This window comes from Streptomyces sp. cg35 (assembly GCF_050410835.1).
Taxonomy (GTDB): domain Bacteria; phylum Actinomycetota; class Actinomycetes; order Streptomycetales; family Streptomycetaceae; genus Streptomyces.
In genome coordinates, this window is sequence record NZ_CP191268.1 from 4,612,620 (window position 1) to 4,633,462 (window position 20,843).

17 protein-coding genes and 2 tRNA genes are annotated in these 20,843 nt (G+C 72.0%); 13 read left to right on the forward strand and 6 right to left on the reverse strand.

What is annotated here, in order from left to right; translation table 11 throughout:
- Positions 1–16: 16 nt before the first annotated feature.
- Positions 17–697, forward strand: coding sequence for a hypothetical protein (locus ACQUQD_RS20900; protein ID WP_428953650.1), 681 nt, complete (start codon positions 17–19; stop codon positions 695–697).
- 237 nt (positions 698–934) lie between these two features.
- Here the strand turns inward: ACQUQD_RS20900 and ACQUQD_RS20905 are convergent, their stop codons facing one another.
- From ACQUQD_RS20905 to ACQUQD_RS20915, 3 genes are all read right to left on the reverse strand, one after another.
- Entirely contained in the window at positions 935–1,897 is a 963-nt protein-coding gene (locus tag ACQUQD_RS20905) for a DUF5926 family protein (RefSeq protein WP_428953651.1), read from the reverse strand.
- A gap of 104 nt (positions 1,898–2,001) precedes the next feature.
- Positions 2,002–2,640 (reverse strand): ATP-binding protein, encoded by a 639-nt coding sequence (locus ACQUQD_RS20910; RefSeq protein ID WP_428953652.1) that lies wholly within the window; start codon positions 2,638–2,640, stop codon positions 2,002–2,004.
- Positions 2,641–2,712: 72 nt separating this feature from the next.
- A complete protein-coding gene (locus ACQUQD_RS20915) occupies positions 2,713–3,516 on the reverse strand; it encodes a glycerophosphodiester phosphodiesterase (protein ID WP_428953653.1) in 804 nt (267 codons plus the stop codon).
- Positions 3,517–3,828: 312 nt separating this feature from the next.
- Here ACQUQD_RS20915 and ACQUQD_RS20920 point away from each other — a divergent pair, with 312 nt between their 5' ends.
- Together ACQUQD_RS20920 and ACQUQD_RS20925 are read left to right on the forward strand one after the other, a co-directional pair.
- Positions 3,829–5,256, forward strand: a complete 1,428-nt coding sequence (locus tag ACQUQD_RS20920) for a S1C family serine protease (protein WP_428953654.1) — start codon at positions 3,829–3,831, stop codon at positions 5,254–5,256.
- A gap of 74 nt (positions 5,257–5,330) precedes the next feature.
- A tRNA-Ser gene (locus tag ACQUQD_RS20925) sits at positions 5,331–5,415 on the forward strand.
- 128 nt (positions 5,416–5,543) lie between these two features.
- On the opposite strand, the gene ACQUQD_RS20930 is transcribed toward ACQUQD_RS20925, so the two are convergent.
- The gene (locus ACQUQD_RS20930) at positions 5,544–6,440 is read right to left on the reverse strand and encodes a bifunctional DNA primase/polymerase (protein ID WP_428953655.1); all 897 of its coding nucleotides are present in this window, start codon (positions 6,438–6,440) and stop codon (positions 5,544–5,546) included.
- A gap of 370 nt (positions 6,441–6,810) precedes the next feature.
- Between ACQUQD_RS20930 and ACQUQD_RS20935 the strand changes: the two genes are divergently transcribed.
- From ACQUQD_RS20935 to ACQUQD_RS20975, 9 genes are all read left to right on the forward strand, one after another.
- Positions 6,811–7,122 (forward strand): hypothetical protein, encoded by a 312-nt coding sequence (locus ACQUQD_RS20935; protein WP_428953656.1) that lies wholly within the window; start codon positions 6,811–6,813, stop codon positions 7,120–7,122.
- Between the two features lie 185 nt (positions 7,123–7,307).
- Positions 7,308–8,504 carry an acyl-CoA dehydrogenase family protein gene (locus tag ACQUQD_RS20940; RefSeq protein WP_428953657.1) on the forward strand — a complete coding sequence of 399 codons (1,197 nt, stop codon included), beginning with the start codon at positions 7,308–7,310 and terminating at the stop codon, positions 8,502–8,504.
- A gap of 5 nt (positions 8,505–8,509) precedes the next feature.
- Positions 8,510–9,454, forward strand: coding sequence for a bifunctional MaoC family dehydratase N-terminal/OB-fold nucleic acid binding domain-containing protein (locus tag ACQUQD_RS20945; RefSeq protein ID WP_428953658.1), 945 nt, complete (start codon positions 8,510–8,512; stop codon positions 9,452–9,454).
- A gap of 1 nt (position 9,455) precedes the next feature.
- Positions 9,456–10,649 carry an acyl-CoA dehydrogenase family protein gene (locus ACQUQD_RS20950; RefSeq protein WP_428953659.1) on the forward strand — a complete coding sequence of 398 codons (1,194 nt, stop codon included), beginning with the start codon at positions 9,456–9,458 and terminating at the stop codon, positions 10,647–10,649.
- A gap of 17 nt (positions 10,650–10,666) precedes the next feature.
- The gene (locus ACQUQD_RS20955) at positions 10,667–11,080 is read left to right on the forward strand and encodes a MaoC family dehydratase (RefSeq protein ID WP_428957615.1); all 414 of its coding nucleotides are present in this window, start codon (positions 10,667–10,669) and stop codon (positions 11,078–11,080) included.
- Entirely contained in the window at positions 11,077–12,243 is a 1,167-nt protein-coding gene (locus ACQUQD_RS20960) for a lipid-transfer protein (RefSeq protein ID WP_428953660.1), read from the forward strand. The genes ACQUQD_RS20955 and ACQUQD_RS20960 overlap by 4 nt, the downstream gene beginning before the upstream one ends.
- 52 nt (positions 12,244–12,295) lie before the next feature.
- Positions 12,296–13,222 (forward strand): DUF1906 domain-containing protein, encoded by a 927-nt coding sequence (locus ACQUQD_RS20965; RefSeq protein WP_428953661.1) that lies wholly within the window; start codon positions 12,296–12,298, stop codon positions 13,220–13,222.
- 219 nt (positions 13,223–13,441) lie between these two features.
- The gene (locus ACQUQD_RS20970; protein ID WP_428953662.1) at positions 13,442–14,032 is read left to right on the forward strand and encodes a SigE family RNA polymerase sigma factor; all 591 of its coding nucleotides are present in this window, start codon (positions 13,442–13,444) and stop codon (positions 14,030–14,032) included.
- 122 nt (positions 14,033–14,154) lie between these two features.
- Positions 14,155–15,813, forward strand: a complete 1,659-nt coding sequence (locus tag ACQUQD_RS20975; RefSeq protein WP_428953663.1) for a long-chain fatty acid--CoA ligase — start codon at positions 14,155–14,157, stop codon at positions 15,811–15,813.
- 119 nt (positions 15,814–15,932) lie between these two features.
- Here the strand turns inward: ACQUQD_RS20975 and ACQUQD_RS20980 are convergent, their stop codons facing one another.
- Positions 15,933–19,916 carry a PAS domain-containing protein gene (locus tag ACQUQD_RS20980; protein ID WP_428953664.1) on the reverse strand — a complete coding sequence of 1,328 codons (3,984 nt, stop codon included), beginning with the start codon at positions 19,914–19,916 and terminating at the stop codon, positions 15,933–15,935.
- A 194-nt stretch (positions 19,917–20,110) separates the two neighbouring features.
- A complete protein-coding gene (locus ACQUQD_RS20985) occupies positions 20,111–20,581 on the reverse strand; it encodes an SSI family serine proteinase inhibitor (protein ID WP_428953665.1) in 471 nt (156 codons plus the stop codon).
- Positions 20,582–20,740: 159 nt separating this feature from the next.
- Between ACQUQD_RS20985 and ACQUQD_RS20990 the strand changes: the two genes are divergently transcribed.
- Positions 20,741–20,831: transfer RNA gene (locus ACQUQD_RS20990), tRNA-Ser, on the forward strand.
- Positions 20,832–20,843 lie beyond the last annotated feature (12 nt).

Below are 20,843 nucleotides of genomic sequence, written 5' to 3' on the forward strand. Positions count from 1 at the left end.
CCGATATGTTCGGCGCATGCCTGCCGCGCCACCCTTCTCCACGCTCTCGAACGGGCCCGAGCAGGGGAGACCCCATTCGCGCCTCCGTCTGTTCGGACTTCTCGCCGTGGTGGTGCTCACCGCCGTACTGCCGTTGGCGGGCGCGTCCGCCGGTCCGGTGGGCGAGGGGTCCGGGCGACCGGCCGCCGAGAAGGCGGAATCGGCGTCGGAGGGCACGGCCGACAAGGTCGACGACAAGACCGACGGCACGGCGGATCGTACGAAGGACGGTGCGACGGGCGGCGCCGCGGACCAGAAGCCCGATGCGGCGCCGGACCGTCCCCGGTCCTCCCTCCTGACCGGACTGGGCCTGACGGTCGCCGCCCACTGCGGTCCCCAACTCGCCTCCCCCGAGGGCATCGAGGCGCAGACCTGTGTGCTCAGCAAGGGGCAGGACACCTGGGCGCGCACCTACTACCGCAACACGACGGGCGCGGAGCTGACCGCCGTGCTGACCCTGATGGCGCCCGGCGGGCGCACGGTGCAGATCCATTGCGCGGTGGCCGCGGAGGACGAGCCCGGCATGTGCGAGACCCCGCGGGAACGGACCCGGGCGGACCTCGCCCGCTACGCCGCGGTCGTGGAGTACGCGGCCGGTGCCGATGAGCCGCTGCTGCTGAGGTCGGGCAGCAACTCGGCGCCCGCGTACGGGGGTTGAGGCGCGCCGACCGTTCGCAGGCATGAAAGCGCCCGGTTGCTGGCGACGGGGGATGCACCAGCAACCGGGCTACTTGAACGGTAACAAGAGATCGGCAGTTAGCAAATTCGATCTCTTCTATTCGGACATGGATTTACCTGCAACTACCGGGAGTTGTGACCGGAGTCACCCATTCCGAGCAGGCTTCCGGCGGTCCGAGCGGCTGACCGGTCGGTCAGTCCAGGTGGATGCTGTGGATCAGCTGAGAGTCACCTGTCGGTTGGTGAGGCCGCCCCGCGCGCGACGCTCGTCCGCGGTCAGCGGCGCGTCCGTGGCGAGCGCGGCGGCGAGCCGCTCGGCGAACTCGGCGGCCGGCTTCTCGACGTCCTCCGCCTTCACCGGGCTGGGCAGGTCCCACACCGGAACGGTGAGGCCGTGCGCCCGGAACGAGCCGACGAGGCGCGTGCCCTCGCCGAGCGAGGACGTGCCCGCCGCGTGCAGCCGCGCGAGCGCGTCGAGGAGCTTCTCCTCCGGGTGCGGCATCACCCAGCGCAGGTGATTCTTCTCCGGGGTCTCGCACCAGTAGGCGCTGTCCACGCCGGAGAGCTTCACGGTCGGGATGGCCGCGGCGTTGGCCCGCTCCAGGGAGGCGGCGACCTCACCCGACGCGTTCTCCGAGTCCGGCACCCAGAACTCGAAGCCCGTGTGCACGACCGGCTCGAAAGTGCCGTCCGGGTCGAGGAGGTCCTGCAGGCGCGGGCCGTCGGCCGGCGCGCGGCGGGCCTGCACCGGGCTGCCCGGCTCGGCGGTCAGGGCGCGCTGCAGGGTGTCGGCCAGGTCGCGGCTGATGTCGCCGGACGACGTGTCGTTCTGCAGGCCGAGCAGGACCGAGCCGTCGTCGCGGCGCAGCGCGGGCCACGCCATCGGCAGCACGGTCGCGAGGGTGACCGAGGGGACGCCCTCGGGCAGCTCGCCCTTCAGGGGCAGCTCGACCGTCGCCGCGGGCACCAGCTCGCGCAGCGCGACCCAGTCGCCCTCGCCCGGCAGGCCCTCGAAGGGACGCTGCACCAGCTCGGTCACCGCGTGCGCCGCGTCCCGGCCGTGACAGGCCTTGTAGCGGCGGCCGCTGCCGCAGGGGCAGGGCTCGCGGGCACCGACGACCGGGATCTCTCCACTGGTGACTTGCGGCTTGCCCTTGGTCTGGGGGCGCTTCTTGGCCATCTTGGATGTCTCCCGGATACGGCACTCGTACGTACGGGCGCGAGCCTAGCCGCTCGTACTGACAAGGGTGGGATCCGCTCCAAGTGCCCTGCGCGGAGCGGCCTTCAGCCCAGGTCGTCGAAGGCGTCCGCGAAGTCGAGACCCGCCAGGTCCCCGACGGGTGGAGAGGCGATCCGGGTCGCGAAGCCGTCGCGGCGGCACGCCGCCGCCTGCGCGTGCACGTCCTTGTGCACGATCACCCAGACGGTGACCTCGCCCCGGGCGTCGTCCCGCACGCCCCAGTCGTCGGCCAGCGCCGTGATGATGTTGAGCCCGCGGCCGCCGTGCGCGGTCACGGAAGGGGTGGCCGGAACCGGGCGGGTCGGGCCGCCGCCGTCCGTCACCTCGACCGTGAGGCAACCCCGGTCGTCCACGCGCCACGCTGCCCGTACGTCCCCGTCGCCGGCCATGTCGTCGCCGAGCGGCCTGCCGTGCCGGCACGCATTGCTGAGCAGCTCGGAAAGGATCAGAACCGCGTCGTCGACGACCGAGTCCGACACCCCGCTGCTGCGCAGCTGATCACGCATCCGGTGTCGTGCCTCGCCCACGCCCGCAGGGCCATGGGGAACGGCCATGCTCGACGACGCCGGCACCTCCTGTGCCACCACCAACGCCACCCCCGAGACCTCCTTTGCCCCACGCCACGGAGTGAATGCCCCAATGGACTGGACCGGAAACCGGCCAATCCATGTCCGGTGACGCACTCGTAACGATCGAATACGGACCGAACGCGCCGGAGCACTCCCCGTGACAACCAGGGGTGAAGGTGGCCGGAACTAGCTCCTGCCGAGACGGTGCAGCACCGCCGCGGGCCGGTTGGTGATGATCGCGTCGGCGCCGAGCCGCACGCAGAGGTCGATGTCCTCCGGCTCGTTCACCGTCCAGACGTGAACCTGGTGGCCCGCGCGCGTGAGCTTCTCGACGTAACCGGGGTGGCTGCGCAGGATACGGATGCCGAGGCCCGCGATGTGCACGCCCTGAGGAAGGCGTCCTTCGCGATGACGAGGCGAGACGAACTGCATCAAATAGACGGTCGGCAGCGTCGGCGACGCCTCCTGGACGCGCAACAAGGAACGGGCCGAAAAACTCATCACGCGGACCGGCGACGGCTCATCCGGAGGGGGCGCGTCCAGGCCAAACCGCTTGAGGAGAAGCAGGAGCCTCTCCTCCACCTGACCCGCCCACCGTGTGGGGTGCTTGGTCTCGATGGCCAGCTCGACCCGCCGGCCGGCGTCGGCGACGAGTTCGAGGAGGCGCTCCAGGGTCAGTACGGAGGTGTCGGCCGAGCCCACCGTCCAGTCGGGGCCCTCCTCGCGGTCCTTCCAGGAGCCGAAGTCGAGGGTGGCGAGATCCGCGAGTTCCAGTGCCGAGACCGCTCCGCGGCCGTTCGACGTACGGTTGACGCGACGGTCGTGCACGCAGACGAGATGGCCGTCCGCCGTGAGCCGCACATCGCATTCGAGGGCATCGGCACCGTCCTCGATCGCCTTCTTGTATGCGGCCAGTGTGTGCTCGGGGGCGTCCTCCGAGGCACCGCGGTGGGCGACGACCTGGATGCGCTGCTGTCGTGCGTGGGTCACCGCGTCATGGTGCCACCGCGGGGCCGGCCGACGAGAAAGTTCGGCCTAGCGGATGCGTCCGTTTCGCCCGGCATAAAGGATGGCCTCGGACGCACAGGAACGCCTTATGGTGCCCTGACGCCCCATGGGAAAGGCTGACGGCGTACAACAGCACAACTGGACCGTGACAGGACCATGCCGGAACGATGGGTGACAGTGGTCGTTCAAGCGCCGCTGTAGAGACTGAAAAAGATCGAACTGTGCTTGAGGATGATCGAGCACTGCCCCAGGCCGGACCGGCGACAACAAGCCGTGGATCGAGGAGAGAAAGCTGTGAGCACCGAGAACGAGGGCACTGCGGTCCCCCCGGCCCCGTCCGCACCTCCCGTGCCGGTGGACGCTCCCGCTGCTCCCGCACAGGCCCCGGCCGGACCCGCGCCATCGGCCCCCGAAGGCGCAGGCCACGACACGGTGGGCCAGGGCGCGGTGGCCGTCGACCACGGGGCGCCCGCCGGACCGGCCGGCCCCGCGCCCGCCGGTGACTGGCCGCCCCCGCCGCCGGCGATCCCGTCGTACGCGGGCGGTGGCGGCGGGTCGTCGTGGGGCGCCTCCTACCAGCAGCCGCAGCCCAAGCCGGGCGGCCGGCGCGGTGGGCTGCTCGCCGGTGTCATCGCGGCCGCCCTGATCGCGGGCGTCGTCGGCGGCGGTGTCGGCTACTGGGCAGCCCAGCGGAACGACGACGGGGGCACCGGCTCGACGACCGTCTCCGCCTCCAACCCCGCCGACCTCAAGCGCGACCCGGGCACCGTCGCGGGCGTGGCCGCCAAGGCGCTGCCCAGCACGGTCACCATCGAGGCCGAGGGCAACAACGGCGAGGGCGGCACCGGCACGGGCTTCGTGTACGACAAGGAAGGCCACATCCTCACCAACAACCACGTGGTGGCGGAGGCCGTGGACGGCGGCAAGCTGTCGGCGACGTTCTCGAACGGCAAGAAGTACGACGCCGAGGTGATCGGCCACGCGCAGGGCTACGACGTCGCGGTCATCAAGCTGAAGAACGCGCCGAGCAATCTGAAGCCCCTCGTGCTCGGCAACTCCGACAAGGTCGCCGTGGGCGACTCGACCATCGCGATCGGCGCCCCCTTCGGCCTGTCGAACACGGTGACCACGGGCATCATCTCGGCGAAGGACCGCCCGGTGGCCTCCAGCGACGGCACCGGCAGCAGCAAGGCCTCCTACATGAGCGCCCTGCAGACCGACGCGTCGATCAACCCGGGCAACTCCGGCGGCCCGCTGCTCGACGGCAACGGCAACGTGATCGGCATCAACTCGGCCATCCAGTCCGCCTCCAGCGGCGGCCTCGGCGGCTCGGGGCAGTCCGGCTCGATCGGCCTCGGCTTCGCCATCCCGATCAACCAGGCCAAGATGGTCGCCCAGCAGCTCATCAAGACCGGCCAGCCGGTCTACCCGGTGATCGGCGCCTCGGTCTCCCTGGAGGAGGGCACGGGCGGCGCGAAGATCACCGAGCAGGGCGCGAGCGGCTCCGCCGCCGTGACGCCGAACGGTCCGGCGGCCAAGGCGGGCCTGAAGCCCGGCGACGTCATCACGAAGCTGGACGACACGGTGGTCGACTCCGGACCGACCCTGATCGGCCAGATCTGGACGCACAAGCCGGGCGACACGGTGAAGCTGACCTACACGCGGGACGGCAAGGAGCGCACGACCGACGTGACCCTCGGGGAGCGCAAGGGCGACAGCTGACGGACCCCGTCGCCGAACCCGCTACCCTGGTCCCCGCGCCACCGGATCACAGCCGCACGGCTTTCGGGGCGCGGGGTGGGTTGCCCGAGCGGCCTAAGGGAACGGTCTTGAAAACCGTCGTGGCGAGAGTCACCGTGGGTTCAAATCCCACACCCACCGCGTAGGTGAACGGCCCCGACCGGGCTTCCGGTCGGGGCCGTTCACGTCTCCGTAGGCGGGCAGGCGCACCTGTAGGCGGGCAGGCCCGCCTGTATGCGCGGCGGCGCACCTGTAGGCGGTGGCATTCCCTACGGTCCCGTCGTCAGCCGTGCCGCCGAGGCGATCGTCGAGCGGGCTTCGCGGGCTGTCAGGCCCGTGCGGACCGCGGCAGTCGTCAGGGCGTCGGCGAGGGTGTCGCCGAGGCCGCTCTCGTAGGCGCGGCAGGCTGCCCAGAAGAGGCGGGTGTTGCGCTGCCCCTCGTGGGCGCCGAGGACGAACTGGACGAGGCCCGCGCCGTGTTGGCCGGTGCGGGTGTCGGGTTCGGGGTGGTGCGCGCGGGGCGGGGGCGTGAGCAGCCGCAGGAGCGCCGGTGGGCAGGGTGCGGGCGCGAGATGGGCCGTGCCGGGCACCGTGCTGTAGACCCCGTGCTCGGTGCGGGAGCCGGGGCCCACCAGGTAGCCGCCGGCGCCGCGGATGTCGATGCCGGGGGCGAGGCGGCCGGCGGAGTTGGGCACCACGACGTCCGGCGGGCCGGACAGCCACAGGTGCCGACCGCCGCTGGGGGTGGCCACGACCACGGTGTCGGGGATCGTGAACAGATGCCGTAAGGCCAGCTCACGCAGCGAAGCGGAGGAATCCGTACCGGACTTGGTGTCCAGGTCGACGCCGATGAGGTGGTGCGGTGGAAGGCCGCACGCGATCCCGTACCCGGTCGCTCTGGGCGCGGCGGCGAACAGCGCGCGGACCCGGCGCGGGTCGGTCGTCGCGTCGTACACGCCATGGCCCGGCAGCCCGCATTCGCCATGGCAGCGCGGGGCTGACGGGGGGTCGTCGCGATGCGGTGAGGGCAGCGCCGGGAGCTTGGTGCGGGAGAGCGGGATGACGGCGAGCCCGCGCGCGGCGGCGGACAGGGCGTGCGCGAGGGCCAGGGTCGCCAGGGGCGCGGACGGGGCGGAGCGCGAGGGGTGCCGGTCGGTGGTGGCCATACCTTCATGTTCGTACGAATGTTCGAAATGGGGAAGAGGTGTGGGCCGTACGAGGCCCCTATTTACCAAAAATGTGCCGAAACGCTTCATCGCGTGGGAGCGCTGGGCTGTGATCACCCCAAGGTGGTGCATTCAGTGCTGAGCTGGGGTTTTGTGGGCGTGAAGCATGTTTATCGACATGTCCTCACGCTTGCGAGCGAATAGCCGCTTCCGGGGTGGTTCGCGGGGGATTCGGTGGGCAACTCTGGTCTCGCGACGTCGTGAACATCGCCGAGGCGGTCGGCCAACTGCCTTGGAGCAACCCGTACTTCCCCGGGTGCCGGACCCCCGTCCGAGCCCCCGGTGCGTACTTCCTTCTGGAGGAAAAGACATGGCTTCCATCCGTACTGCCCGCGCCATCGCCGCTGTCGCCGCCCTGCCCCTCGCCGCCGCCCTGTTCTCCGGGGTGGCGATGGCCGACAACGGTGCCTTCGCGGACAACGGATCGAACGCGGGTGTGTCGACGATCAGCGGCAGCGGCGTGGGCGGCAACAACCACGGCAACTCGTCCACCACGCAGCAGCAGGCCGTCGGCAGTGGCGCCTCGAACCAGAACAACACCGCTCAGGTGAACGGATCCGCCTTCACGGCGATCGACCAGTCCAACGAGAACATCGCGGTGAACTTCACCGAGCTCTGGTGACCTCATGGCTCCTGTTCGGCAGGGGTCTTCCATGGGGTGCGTGACAGTCTGCGCGGCGGTGCCTCGGCACCGCCGCGCAGGCGTTTTCGCGTCCATCGGCGGCTCGGCGGATCTCTTGACACCCAACGACATCTGACGGACAGTCAGAAACCCTTGTTCGTACGAGGTCCGGGAGGGCCGCCGCCGTGCACCTCGCCCCCACCGAGCGCCAGCGCGAGCTGCGCGTTCACCTGCGCGCACGCTTCCGTACGTTGATGCCGGAGGGGCCGCCCGCGGCCGACGACCTCGCCGGGCAGCGCCGGGTGCTGCGCCGGATGGGGGCCGAGGGGCTGTTGGGGCTCGGCTGGCCCGTCGAGTGCGGCGGCCAGGGGCGGGGCGCCGACGAGCAGTTCGTGTTCTTCGACGAGGCCTATCGCGCGGGCGCGCCGGTCTCCATGGTCACGCTGAACACGGTCGGTCCCACGTTGATGAAGTACGGGACCGAGGAGCAGAAGGCCTACTTCCTCCCCCGGATCCTCAGTGGCGACCTGGTCTTCGCGATCGGCTACAGCGAGCCGTCGGCCGGGACCGACCTCGCGTCGCTGCGGACGCGGGCCGTGCGGGACGGCGCCGGCGGCGACTGGCTGATCGACGGGCAGAAGGTCTTCACGTCGAACGCGCAGAACGCCGACTGGATCTGGCTCGCCTGCCGTACCGACCCCGAGGCCCCCAAGCACCAGGGCATCTCGATCGTTCTCGTGCCCACCGACGCGCCCGGCTTCTCGTGGACCCCGATCGAGACGGTCGGCGGCCTGACCACGACGGCCACGTACTACGACGGGATCCGCGTCCCCGGCTCGAACCTGGTCGGCGAGGAGAACGGCGGCTGGGGGCTGATCACCAACCAGCTCAATCACGAGCGGGTCGCGCTCGCCGCGATCGGGATGCAGGCCGAGGACTTCTACGCCCGGGTGCTCGACGCCGCTCGTACACCCGATCCAGTGACGGGCGAGTGCCGGGTTGACGCTCCGTGGGTCCGGTCCCAGCTGGCCGAGGCACATGCCCGGCTGGCGGCGACGCGCCTGCTCAACTGGCGTTTGGTGGGCGATGTGGGAGCGGGCCGGCTGGCCCCCGGCGATGCCAGCGGCGTGAAGTTCGCGGGAACCGAATCGGCGGTCGAGGTGTACCAAATGTGTCAGCAGATCGCGGGCGAGACCGGGTGGGTGCGGAGGGGATCGCCCGGGGCGTTCGCGGCGGGGAGCGGTGATCCCGCGGTGGGGGACGGGGAGTTGGAGCGGATGAACCGGGCGGCACAGATCAACACGTTCGGCGGCGGGGTGAGCGAGGTGCAGCGGGAGATCGTGGCCTCGATGCGGCTGGGGATGAAGCGGGGGAGGCGGTGAGCGCGATGACAGGCCATGAGGCGTTGGCGTACGAGGGGTTGAAGGCGTTCGAAGGGCTCGTCGCGGCCACGGCGAGCGAGGGCAGGGACCCGGTCAACGCGCCGATGATCCGGCACTGGTGCGAGGCCATGGGCGACACCAACCCGGCGTACGAGGGCGCGGACGCCATAGCGCCGCCGACGATGCTGCAGGCCTGGACGATGGCGGGCCTGCCCGGGTACGCGGGACGCGCGGGGGCCTACGACGACCTGCTCGCGCTGCTGGACGGCGCCGGGTACACCTCGGTCGTCGCCACCGACTGCGAGCAGGAGTACCTGCGACCGTTGCGACCGGGGGACACGATCACCTTCGACGCGGTGATCGAGTCGGTGTCGCCGCTGAAGACGACGAAGCTGGGGACGGGCCACTTCGTCACGACGCGCATGGACGTACGGGCGGGCGGAGAGCTCGCGGGCACGCACCGGTTCCGGATCCTGAAGTACGCCCCCGCACAGCGCAGTTCGGGCGCCGCCAAGGTCCCGAAGTCATCGGGTGCGTCGAAGGGGCAGCGCCCGCGCCCCGTCGTGAACAGGGACAACGCGGGTTTCTGGGAAGGCGTCAGCGACCACCGGCTGCTCATCCAGCGGTGCCGCGGCTGCGAGACGCTGCGCTTCCCCTGGCTGCCGGGCTGCAACGCGTGCGGCGGGCAGGAGTGGGACACGGTCCAGGCGAGCGGCGAGGGCACCGTCTTCAGTTACGTCGTCATGCACCACCCGCCCTTCCCGGCCTTCGATCCGCCGTACGCGGTGGGACTGATCGAGCTGGCGGAAGGGGTGCGCATCGTCAGCAATGTGATCGGGGTGCCCTACGACAAGGTGCGCATCGGGATGCCGGTCCGGGTCGAGTTCCTGCGCGTGGACGAGGAGTTGGAGCTGCCGGTGTTCCGGGCTCTTGAGGGCGGTGAGGCGTGACATGGACTTCACCCCCACTCCGGAGCAGGAAGCGGCCCGGGAACTGGCCGCGCGGATCTTCGGTGACCTCTCCACGCCGGAGCGGCTGGCGGGCCTCGGCGCCGGCACGGACAGCGAGCTGTGGAAGGCGCTGGCCGATGCCGGACTGACCGGCGCCGTGGAGGAGACCGGGCTGCTCGGTCTCGTGCTGATGCTGGAGGAGCAGGGCAGGACGACGGCCCAGGTCCCGTTCGCGGCGAGCTGTGTCTACGGACTGCTGGCGGTGGGCGCGCACGGCGGCGCCGAGCAGCGGGAGCGGTTGTTGCCGGGCCTGCGGGACGGATCGGCCGTGGCGACCGGGGCCTTTCCGGGGCGCGGTGGGATCGTGGTGGCCGCGGGCGAAGGACTGGGCCGGGCGCGGCTGACCGGGGTCGTGCCGTGGGTGCCCTGGTTGCGGGAGGCGACGCACGTCCTGGTGGCGGTGCGTGACCGGGCCGAGGCGGGGCGCCGGGGCGAGGCCGTGCACGTTGCCCACAGCCTGTGGATGGTGCGGACGTCCGACGTCGTCTGTGAGCCGGTCGAGCTCACGGCGCCCTGGTCCGCCGGCAGACTCGTGCTCGACGAGGCGCCGGCGGAGCGGATCGGCGGTCCGGGGGCGTACGAGGACGTGCGGGCGTCGGCACGGACCGCGTTCGCCGGGCTGCAGGCAGGGGTGTGTGCGGGTTCCCTGGCCAGAGCAGTGGAGTACACGAACCAGCGGGAGCAGTTCGGCCGCCCCCTCGCCGCCAAGCAGGGCGTGCAACTCCGCGCGGCCGAAGCGCATATGGACGTCGACGCCATCCGGGTCACCGCCTATGAAGCGGCCTGGCGGCGCGACGAGGGGCTCCCGTATCGGAGCCATGCGCTGACCACGGCCTGGTGGGCGTCCGAAGGGGGCCGACGCGTCGTGCACACCGGGCAGCATCTGCACGGCGGAATGGGCGCCGATCTCGATCATCCGGTGCACCGGCACTTCCTGTGGGGCCGGCAGCTCGACGGCTATCTCGGCGGAGGCCGTGAAGTGCTGGATGAGTTGGGCGAGTTGATCGCCTTCACCGCAGCAGGGGAGGCGGAGACGGGCGCCTGCCCGGACACAGCCGCGCCCCCAGGTGCGGACACGGAAGCAGCCGCACGCACAGCCGCAGTCGTCGAGCGACCGGAAGGAGAACCCGTATGAGCGGGGGTGAGGTACTGCTGAAGGCGGGTGCGGAGCTGCCGCCGCTGGAGATCCCGATCACCCGGACCCTGATCGTCGCCGGGGCGATCGCGTCCCGTGACTACCAGGACGTGCACCACGACGCGGAGCTGGCCAGGGAGAAGGGCTCCCCCGACATTTTCATGAACATCCTCACGACGAATGGGCTGGTGGGCCGCTACATCACCGACCACTTCGGCCCGACGGCGGTGCTGCGGAAGGTCGCGATACGTCTGGGTGCTCCCAACTACCCGGGAGACACGATGGTGTTGACGGCGACGGTGACCGAGGTCGCCGGTGCGGACGACGGTGACACCGCCGAGGTGGCGGTGGTCGGGCGCAACGGTATCGGGAGTCATGTCACCGGCACCGTGACCGTCACCGTGCCCCGGCTCAAGGGGAGCCCGTCATGAGCGTGCATTCCAGGGACCGGCTCGGCGGCAAGGCGGCGATCGTCGGTATCGGTGCCACCGAGTTCTCCAAGGACTCCGGGCGCAGTGAGCTGAAGCTCGCGGTGGAGGCGGTGCACGCGGCGCTCGACGACGCGGGCCTGGCCCCCGCCGACGTCGACGGCATGGTCACCTTCACCATGGACACGAACCCGGAGATCACCGTGGCGCAGGCCGCGGGAATGGGGGAGCTCTCCTTTTTCTCCCGGGTGCACTACGGAGGCGGCGCGGCCTGCGGCACCGTGCAGCAGGCGGCCCTCGCGGTGGCGAGCGGCGTGGCCGAAGTGGTCGTCTGCTACCGGGCGTTCAACGAGCGGTCGGGCCGACGGTTCGGCTCGGGGGTGCAGCACCGGGAAGCCTCGGCGGAGGGCGCGGCGCTCGGCTGGAACCTCCCGTTCGGGCTGCTCACCCCGGCGTCCTGGGTGGCGATGGCGGCGCAGCGGTATCTGCACACGTACGGGCTGACCCCCGAGGCGTTCGGCCATGTCGCGGTCATGGACCGCAAGTACGCGGCGACGAACCCGGCCGCGTACTTCCACGGCAAGCCGATCACCCTCGCCGATCATGCCGCGTCGCGCTGGATCGTCGAACCGCTGCGGCTGCTCGACTGCTGCCAGGAGACGGACGGCGGGCAGGCGATCGTCGTCACCAGCGTCGAGCGTGCCCGCGATCTGCGGCATCCGCCCGCGGTGATCACTGCCGCTGCCCAGGGCGCGGGCCGCGCGCAGGAGCAGATGACCAGCTTCTACCGGGACGATCTGAGCGGGCTTCCCGAAATGAGCCTGGTGGCACAGCAGTTGTGGCGGACGGCCGGGATCGGGCCCGACGACATAGACGTCGGGATCCTGTACGACCACTTCTCGCCCTTCGTGCTCATGCAGTTGGAGGAGTTCGGGTTCTGCGCGCCCGGCGAGGCGGCCGGGTTCGTCGCCGAGGAGCGGCTGCCGCTCAACACTCATGGCGGACAGCTCGGGGAGGCGTATCTGCACGGGATGAACGGCATAGCGGAGGGAGTGCGGCAGCTGCGGGGCACCGCCGTGAACCAGATATCCGGCGCGGCCACGGTGTTGGTCACCGCGGGGACCGGCGTCCCCACATCGGGTCTGATTCTGGGGGCGGACGGCTGAACCGGGCGCGTGTCCCCGGCCCGCGCGTGAGGGCGGATCCTTCACTCGATCCATGGACCGCCCAAAGATGATCATTGGACTTGTACTGCTTGTGCTTCTCGTGCCGGGGACCGCCGACCTGCCGTCGGCCGCGGCGGGCCGGACTGTCGCGGACAGATCCACACCGGACGGGTCCGCATCGGAGGGTTCCGTATCGGCGGGCTCCGTACCGGACGGATCCGCACCGGAGGGCTCCGCGGGTTCCGCGCCGTGGGGATCCAGGGTGCGTACCTTCCACGGGCGGGCGTTCGACGTCTGCTCGGCGCCGTCCCGGGACACGATGCGGCGCTGGCGGACCTCCGACTACCGCGCGGTGGGCGTCTATTACGCGGGCCGAGGCCGGGCCTGCCGGCACCAGCCCGCGCTGAACCGCGGCTGGATGAGGGCGGTCACCGGCATGGGATGGCGGGTGTTGCCGGTGTACGTGGGATCGCAGGCGCCCTGCGTCAGCGCGCGGCACAAGAGGGGGGTGCGGATCGGGCGGCACCCGTGGCGGCAGGGGGTGCGGGAGGCGAGGGACGCGGTGCGCCGGGCCGGGGCGCTCGGCATCCAGCGGCACAGCCCCCTCTATCTCGACATGGAGGCCTACAACTATCGGAAGCGGGGATGCGCCCGTACGACGCTGTCGTTCGTGCGGGCGTGGGACAGGGAGGTGGAGCGACGCGGGTACGTCCCCGGGTTCTACAGCAGCGCCGGATCGGGGGTGCGGCACATGGAGGCGGCGCGAAGGGCGGGGGTGCGGGATCTTCCCGCGGTGATGTGGTTCGCGCGCTGGCACACCAAGCCCCATCTGTACCGGGAGCCCGTGCTCAGGCGGAATGCCTGGCACCCGCAGCGCAGGATCCACCAGTACGCGGGGAACGTGAAGGAGCGCCATGGCGGGCGTACCTTGGTGATCGACCGGAACCTGGTGCGTGCCCCGGTGGCCCGGATCGGCTGAGCGGGCCCCGCGGGCCCGCGGGGCCCGCCCCGCCCGCGGCCCGGGGCCGAACCCGCAGCGCCGGTTCCGCACACTCTCAGGGCCGAACCCTCAGGGATCCTCACCCGCTCCTCCACCTTCAGGAGGTGGGGACAGCACCCCTCGTACAACCTGAGGCGGACGCCGCTTCGGGACCTCCGGCCGATCCGCAGAAGCAGGGGTCGCTCATAGCGTGGAGCCATGACCGCAACCCTGGCGTCTGTCTGCACCGGCGCATCGGAGCCGGCGACGCGTACCCCGGCGGGGACGCACCCGGCGCACGCAGCGCACTCGGCGTACCCGTCGTTCGCGTCGTACGTCCGAGCGCGTCAGCCCGTGCTGTTGCGCACCGCCCGGTCGCTGACCGCGAACCCGTGCGATGCCGAGGATCTCCTGCAGACCGCGCTCGCGAAGACGTATGTCGCGTGGGACCGGATCGAGGACCACCGGGCGCTCGACGGCTATGTGCGCCGGGCCCTGCTGAACACGCGGACCTCGCAGTGGCGCAAGCGCAAGGTCGACGAGTTCGTCTGCGACGAGCTGCCGGAGCCGGCCACACCGCCCGCCGGGGACCCGGCCGAGCAGCAGGCGCTGCACGACGCGATGTGGCGCGCCATCATGAAGCTGCCGGCGCGGCAGCGGGCGATGGTCGTCCTGCGGTACTACGAGGATCTGAGCGAGGCGCAGACGGCGCAGGTGCTCGGAGTCTCCATAGGCACGGTGAAGAGCGCGGTCTCGCGGGCGCTCGGCAAGCTCCGCGAGGACCCCGAACTGGTGCCCGCGCGCAGCTGAGTGGGGCGTCCGGTTGGGTCACTCGGTGATCGATCATTCCCGGGAGTAGTGACATACCACGCGGTATGCGGTGAGAATCGGCGGAACCCTACTGCTCCGTAGCGCCCACCGGGAGGACGCCCGTGCTGAGCACGATGCAGGACGTACCGCTGACTGTCACCCGCATCCTGAATCACGGGGTGCGCGTGCACGGCACCTCGCAGATCACCACGTGGACGGGTGAGGGCGAGCCACACCGCCGTACGTTCGCCGAGGCGGGGGCCCGTGTGGCGCAGCTCGCGCACGCCCTCCGCGACGACCTGGGCGTCCGCGACGACGACCGGGTCGCAACCCTCATGTGGAACAACGCGGAGCATGTCGAGGCGTACTTCGCCGCGCCCGCCATGGGCGCCGTCCTGCACACCCTCAACCTTCGCCTCCCGGCGGGGCAGCTGACGTGGATCGTGAACCACGCGGCCGACCGCGTGATCATCGTCAACGGTTCGCTGCTGCCGCTGCTCGCGCCCCTGCTGCCCGGCCTGACGACGGTCGAGCACATCGTCGTCTCCGGCCCCGGCGACCGCTCCGTGCTCGACGGCGCCCACGCCCGGGTCCACGAGTACGAGGACCTCATCGCCGGGAAGCCGACCATGTACGACTGGCCGGAGCTGGACGAGCGCCAGGCCGCCGCCATGTGCTACACCTCCGGCACCACCGGCGATCCCAAGGGTGTCGTCTACTCGCACCGTTCCATCTACCTGCACTCCATGCAGGTCAACATGACGCAGTCCATGGGGCTGACCGACTCCGACACCTCGCTCGTCGTCGTCCCGCAGTTCCATGTGAACGCCTGGGGGCTGCCGCACGCCACGTTCATGACGGGCGTGAACATGCTGATGCCGGACCGCTTCCTGCAGCCCGCGCCGCTCGCCGAGATGATCGAGGCCGAGCGCCCCACGCACGCCGCCGCCGTTCCCACGATCTGGCAGGGCCTGCTCGCCGAGCTCACGGCGAAGCCGCGCGATGTCTCCACGCTCGTCCAGGTCACCATCGGCGGCTCGGCCTGCCCGCCCTCGCTCATGAAGGCGTTCGACGACCTGGGCATGCGGGTCTGTCACGCCTGGGGCATGACCGAGACCTCGCCGCTCGGCACGGTCTCGCGGCCGCCGGCCGGCGTCGAGCCGGGCAGCGACGAGGAGTTCGCGTACCGGCTCACGCAGGGCCGTTTCCCCGCGGGCGTCGAGGCGCGCCTGAGCGGCCCCGGCGGCGAGCACCTGCCCTGGGACGGGAAGTCCGCGGGCGAGTTGGAGGTACGCGGCAACTGGATCGCGGGCGCGTACTTCGCGGGCGCCGACTCGGGCGGTGAACCGCTGCGCCCCGCCGACAAGTTCAGTGAGGACGGCTGGCTGAAGACCGGTGATGTCGGCACCATCAGCCCCGACGGCTTCCTCACCCTCACCGACCGGGCCAAGGACGTCATCAAGTCCGGCGGCGAGTGGATCTCCAGTGTCGACCTCGAGAACGCGCTGATGTCGCACCCGGCTGTGGCCGAGGCCGCCGTGGTGGCCGTGCCCGACGACAAGTGGGGCGAACGGCCGCTCGCCACCGTCGTGCTGAAGGAGGGTGCCGACGCCGACTTCGAGACCCTGCGCGCCTTCCTCGCCGAGAAGGTCGCCAAGTGGCAGCTGCCCGAGCGCTGGACGATCATCCCCGCGGTCCCGAAGACCAGCGTCGGCAAGTTCGACAAGAAGGTGCTGCGCAAGCAGTACGCGGACGGGGAACTGGACGTCACCCAGCTCTGAGCGAGCGCACCGTCGACAGCACGACAGCACGACAGCACGACAGCACGACAGCACAAGTGCACTCGTGCACGACGTTTCACGTGAAACGAGGGCGGCCCTCAACGGGCCGCCCTCATGTGTCAGTTGGTGCCGATCTTCGCCAGCAGATCCACGATCCGGCCCTGCACCTCGGCGCTCGTCGAGCGCTCCGCCAGGAACAGCACCGTCTCCCCCGCCGCGAGCCGCGGCAGGTCGGCGGGCTCGACGGCCGCCGTGTAGACGACGAGGGGCGTGCGGTTCAGCTGCCCGTTCGCCCGCAGCCAGTCGATGATGCCCGCGCGGCGACGGCGTACCTGGAGCAGATCCATGACCACCAGGTTCGGCCGCATCTGCGCCGCCAGCGTCACCGCGTCCGCGTCGCTCGCGGCCCGTGCGACCTGCATCCCGCGCCGCTCCAGCGTGGCGGTCAGCGCGAGCGCGATCTCCTCGTGCTCCTCGATCAGCAGCACTCGGGGCGGATGCTGCTCACTGTCCCGCGGGGCGAGAGCCTTCAGCAGCACCGCTGGGTCGGCGCCGTACGCCGCCTCACGCGTCGCCTGCCCGAGGCCCGCGGTGACCAGCACCGGCACCTCGGCCGCGACGGCGGCCTGCCGCAGCGACTGCAGCGCGGTCCGGGTGATCGGCCCGGTCAGCGGGTCCACGAACAGCGCGGCCGGGAACGCCGCGATCTGCGCGTCGACCTCCTCGCGCGAGTGCACGGTGACCGGACGGTAGCCGCGGTCGCTCAGCGCCTGCTGCGTCGTCACGTCCGGCGCGGGCCACACAAGGAGGCGGCGCGGGTTGTCGAGGGGCTCCGGGGGCAGCTCGTCGTCCATCGGCTGCGGCTGCGGCCGGTTGGCGATCTCGACCGCTCCGCCCGGACCGTCCAGCGGCTCGGGCCCCTCGTCGGCGTCCTGGTCGGGGGCACCGATCGCGTAGGAACGGCCGAGGCCCTCCGAGGAGTTCGGCGACAGCAGGGACGGCTGGGGATGCGGCCGGGCCGCCGTCCCCCGCGCCGGGGTCTGCGCCGTGCCGCGCGCCGGGGCCTGCGTCGTACCCCGTGCGGGGGTCTGCGATGTTCCCTGCGGCGGGGTCTGCGTCGTGCCCTGAGCCGGGGTCTGCGGGTCGGTCGCCTCGGGCTGCTCCTGGCGGGTGGACAGCTTGCGCCGCCGGCCCGAACCGTTCGACGTCTGCCCCTCGGGTGCCTGCGGCACGCCCTGCGGCGGCGTGGCCCCGGGACGGGCGGGTGCCTTCGGCGCCCCCTGCGGCCGCTGCTGCTCGGCGACCTGCCGCCCGAACGGGACACCCTGGCCCAGCGTGCGCACGCTGAAGGCGCGGCCCTGCGTCGAGGTCGTGTCCCCGGCCGGGTGCTGCGGCGCCTCGGCGGGCAGCGGCTGGGCGGCACGCGCCGCGTTCTCCGGCGGCAGCGCGGCCGGCGCGGGCGTGCCCTGCGCCGGCGTGCTCTGCGCCGGGTGCGGCTGCGGCGGCGTGTGGTCCTCCGCCGGGTGGCCCGCGGCGGCGTCGTGCTGCTGGGCCTCGTCCGGCAGCGGCAGGGGCTGCCCGGCGCCACCGTGCGCCGCACCGTCCCCGGCCGTGTCCTGCTGCGGGGCGCCTCGTACGTCGTCCGGTACGTCTTCTCGTACGTCGGCGGGCGCGGTCGCCGGGGCCGCCTCGGGGGCCACGGGTTCGGCTGTGCGGTCGGCCTGGGCGGGCGGCAGAGCGAACATCTCGCGCGGCGCCGCCGCCTCGTCCGCGGCCTGGCCTGCCTGAGCCGTACCGAGCGCACGGCGCGCCCGGCGGCCCGTCGGCTGCCCGGCCCCGGCACCCGCCAACTCCAGCCCGCCGTGACCCGAGTCGCCCTCCTGAGCGGAACCCGACGGCAGCGCGGGCAGCGCCGCCTGTTCCGAGTCGTGTGCGCGCCTGGCCCGTCGCCCGGTGGGCGCGGGCACGCCCTGCGGCGGCACCGTCTCGCCCAGTGCTGCGGAACCCGCCGCGTGTTCGGCCGCCGTCAGCACGGCACCCTCGGCCGCACCGGTCTCCGCGGGCCGCGCCCGGCGCCGTCCGGTACCGCCTGCCGGGCTCTCGGCAGCGGGTTCCGCCGCCGGTGCCTCCGGCTGTGCGCCGCCGTCCGCGGGGGCCGACGGTTCCTCGGGGGCCCGCCGTCCGCGCCGCCGGCCCGTACCGCCGGAGGCCTCGCCGCCCGGCAGCCCGCTCTCCAGGAACGAGTCCACCGAGGGGCCGGAGCTCCGCCGCGCCCGACGCCGGCCGCCACCGGTCGCGGCGGTCGCCTGCTCGGGAAGGTGCGGGGTGGCGGCGCCGGCCTGCTCGGGCAGGTTCGGGGTGGGCTCGGCGGCCGGCTCCGCGAGCGGCTCGGCGGGGGCCGTGACGACCCCGGCGCCGCTCCCGATCGGCACTTCGAGCACGTACGCGCTGCCGCTCATCCCGGGCATCTCGTGCGTCTGCAGCACACCACCGTGCGCCCGCACGATGCCCTGGACGATCGGCCCGTGCACCGGGTCACCGCCCGCGTAGGGGCCGCGCACCTCGATGCGTACGCTCTCGCCGCGCTGCGCGGCCGCCACGACGACGGTCGAGTCGACGTACCCGGCGCCGGCCGGAACCCGCGCGTTCCCGGTGGCGTCGATCCCGGCCACGTCGGCGATCAGATGCGCGAGCGCGGTGGCGAGCCGCCCCGCGTCCACCTCGGCCTCGATCGGCGGCGCGTGCACGGCGAACTGGACGCGACCGGGACCGATCAGCTCCACGGCCCCGTCGACACCGGCGGCGACGACGGCGTCCAGCATCACCGGCGTACGGGCGAGCTGTTCGCCGCCCGCGTCGAGGAGCTGGTACGCGAGCACGTTGTCGACGAGCGTCGTGATCCGCGAGTAGCCCGCGGACAGATGGTGCAGAACCTGGTTGGCCTCGGGCCACAGCTGTCCGGCGTCGTCCGCGGCCAGCTGGCCCAGCTCGCGCCGCAGCTCGTCGAGCGGCCCGCGCAGCGACTGGCCCAGCACGGCGAGCAGCTGCGAGTGCCGGGCGGCCAGTTCCTCGTACCGGTCCTTCTCCCGCTCGGCGAACGCGGCGCCCCGCTCCCGCTCGGCGGACAGCTCCTCGGCGTGCTCCTCGCGCGTCGCGGCGAGTTCGGCGGTCAGCTCCTCGCGGACCCGCTCCAGCTCGGCGGTGCGCTTCTCGCGCTCCTGCTCCGCCGTCTCCTCGCGTCGGGCGATCTCCTCGGCGTGCTCGGTGACGAGCTTGTCGTAGGGGCGCCGGTCGGTGAACGTCATGACGGCGCCGACCAGTTGATCACCGTCGCGCACCGGTGCCGTCGTCATGTCGACGGGCACCTTTTCGCCCTTCTTGTTCCACAGGACCTGCCCGCGCACCCGGTGCTTGCGCCCGGAGCGCAGGGTGTCGGCGAGCGGCGACTCCTCGTACGGGAACGGCTCGCCGTCGGGCCGTGAGTGCAGGACGAGCGGATGCAGCTCCTGACCGCCGAGATCGCTGGCACGGAAGCCGAGGATCTGCGCGGCGGCCGGGTTCACGAGGACGATGTGCCCGTCGGTGTCGGTGCCGACGACGCCCTCGGCCGCGGCCCGCAGAATCATCTCGGTCTGCCGCTGCGAACGGGCCAGCTCGGCCTCGGTGTCGAGGGTCCCCGACAGATCGCGGACGACGAGCATCAGCAGCTCGGAGCCGCTGTACGAACCGGAACCGCCGCTCGAGCCGTACGGATCCACGGCGTCGCGCGCGCCGTCGGCGAGGTTCGCGCTGGTCACCTCGACCAGGAACTCGCTGCCGTCGGTGCGCCGCGCGACCATCCGCGTCGGCTTCGTCCGCCCGCGCTCGTCGGTCACCGTGTCGGGCCTGCGCATCGATCCGGGGATCAGCCGGGAGTCGAACTGGGGCAGCAGATCGAGCAGTCCGCGCCCCACCAGGGCGGTGCCCGGCGCCTCGAAGGCCTCGAGCGCGATGGAGTTGGCGTTGACGACGGTCCCGTTGGTGTTGACCAGCACCAACGCATCGGGGAGCGCGTCAAGTATGGCTGCGAGGCGAGCAGCGCCTCGGGATGGCCTGCTGCTCACGACGACGCTTCCTCCCTGATTACCGCGACTTGCCGACCGTGCGGGCCATCTTGCCTCGCGGCCCGCAGCGTGTCACGGGAGGGAGTCTACGGGCAGTGGTTGCGCTCGCGGCGCCGGATGAGAGGGAGCACACGTAGAGGATGTGCGGACCCGGTGCACGCCGGGTCATGGCGATGTGACCGTTGGACCCACGGTCACGGCGCGGTCGCAGGCAGCACGGGCACCAGCCGGTTCCAGCGGGAGATCTCGCAGCCGTCCGTCAGCTTGTAAGTGGCGTCGACGGCCCGCCCGTGCCAGGTCCCGGTGACGTGCGCGGTGGCGGCCCCGCCGTACTGCATCGTGCAGAGCGATCCCTTGGGCACCGGCGCGAACGGGTCCTGGCCGTCGCCCGCGAGCTCGTCGAGCCGGTCGCAGGCCGCGCCCGGGTCGGAGTGGGTGCCGCCGGCGGGCCCGCACTCCAGCTCGCGGGTGCCGTCGCTGCCGTTGCCCGAGTCGGCGACGGTGACGGTCAGGTGGTCGCCGCCGGGGCCGTCCGGCGCGCCGAACGGGGGCGGCGGCATCCGCGTCGGGCCGGTGTCGGCGTGCGCGGAGACGGGCACGGCGGCGAGGGCCGCGGCCGAGGCGGCGGTGAGCAGCAGGCGGGACGACAGACGACGCAGCAACATGCCGTGCCTAACGCGCGTGCCCGCCACGACGTTGCGCCCCGGCCAGGGCTTTGCCCTCTGGCCTGCCCTCCTAGTACCGTGGGAGGCGATTGGTGACACGGCGCTCAACTGTGTCATCATCTGCACGCACCGCATCGCGCTCGCGCGGACGGTTGTGCTGGAGGCGTCGCCTAGTCCGGTCTATGGCGCCGCACTGCTAATGCGGTTTGGGACTTAAATCCCATCGAGGGTTCAAATCCCTCCGCCTCCGCCCCAAGATCCG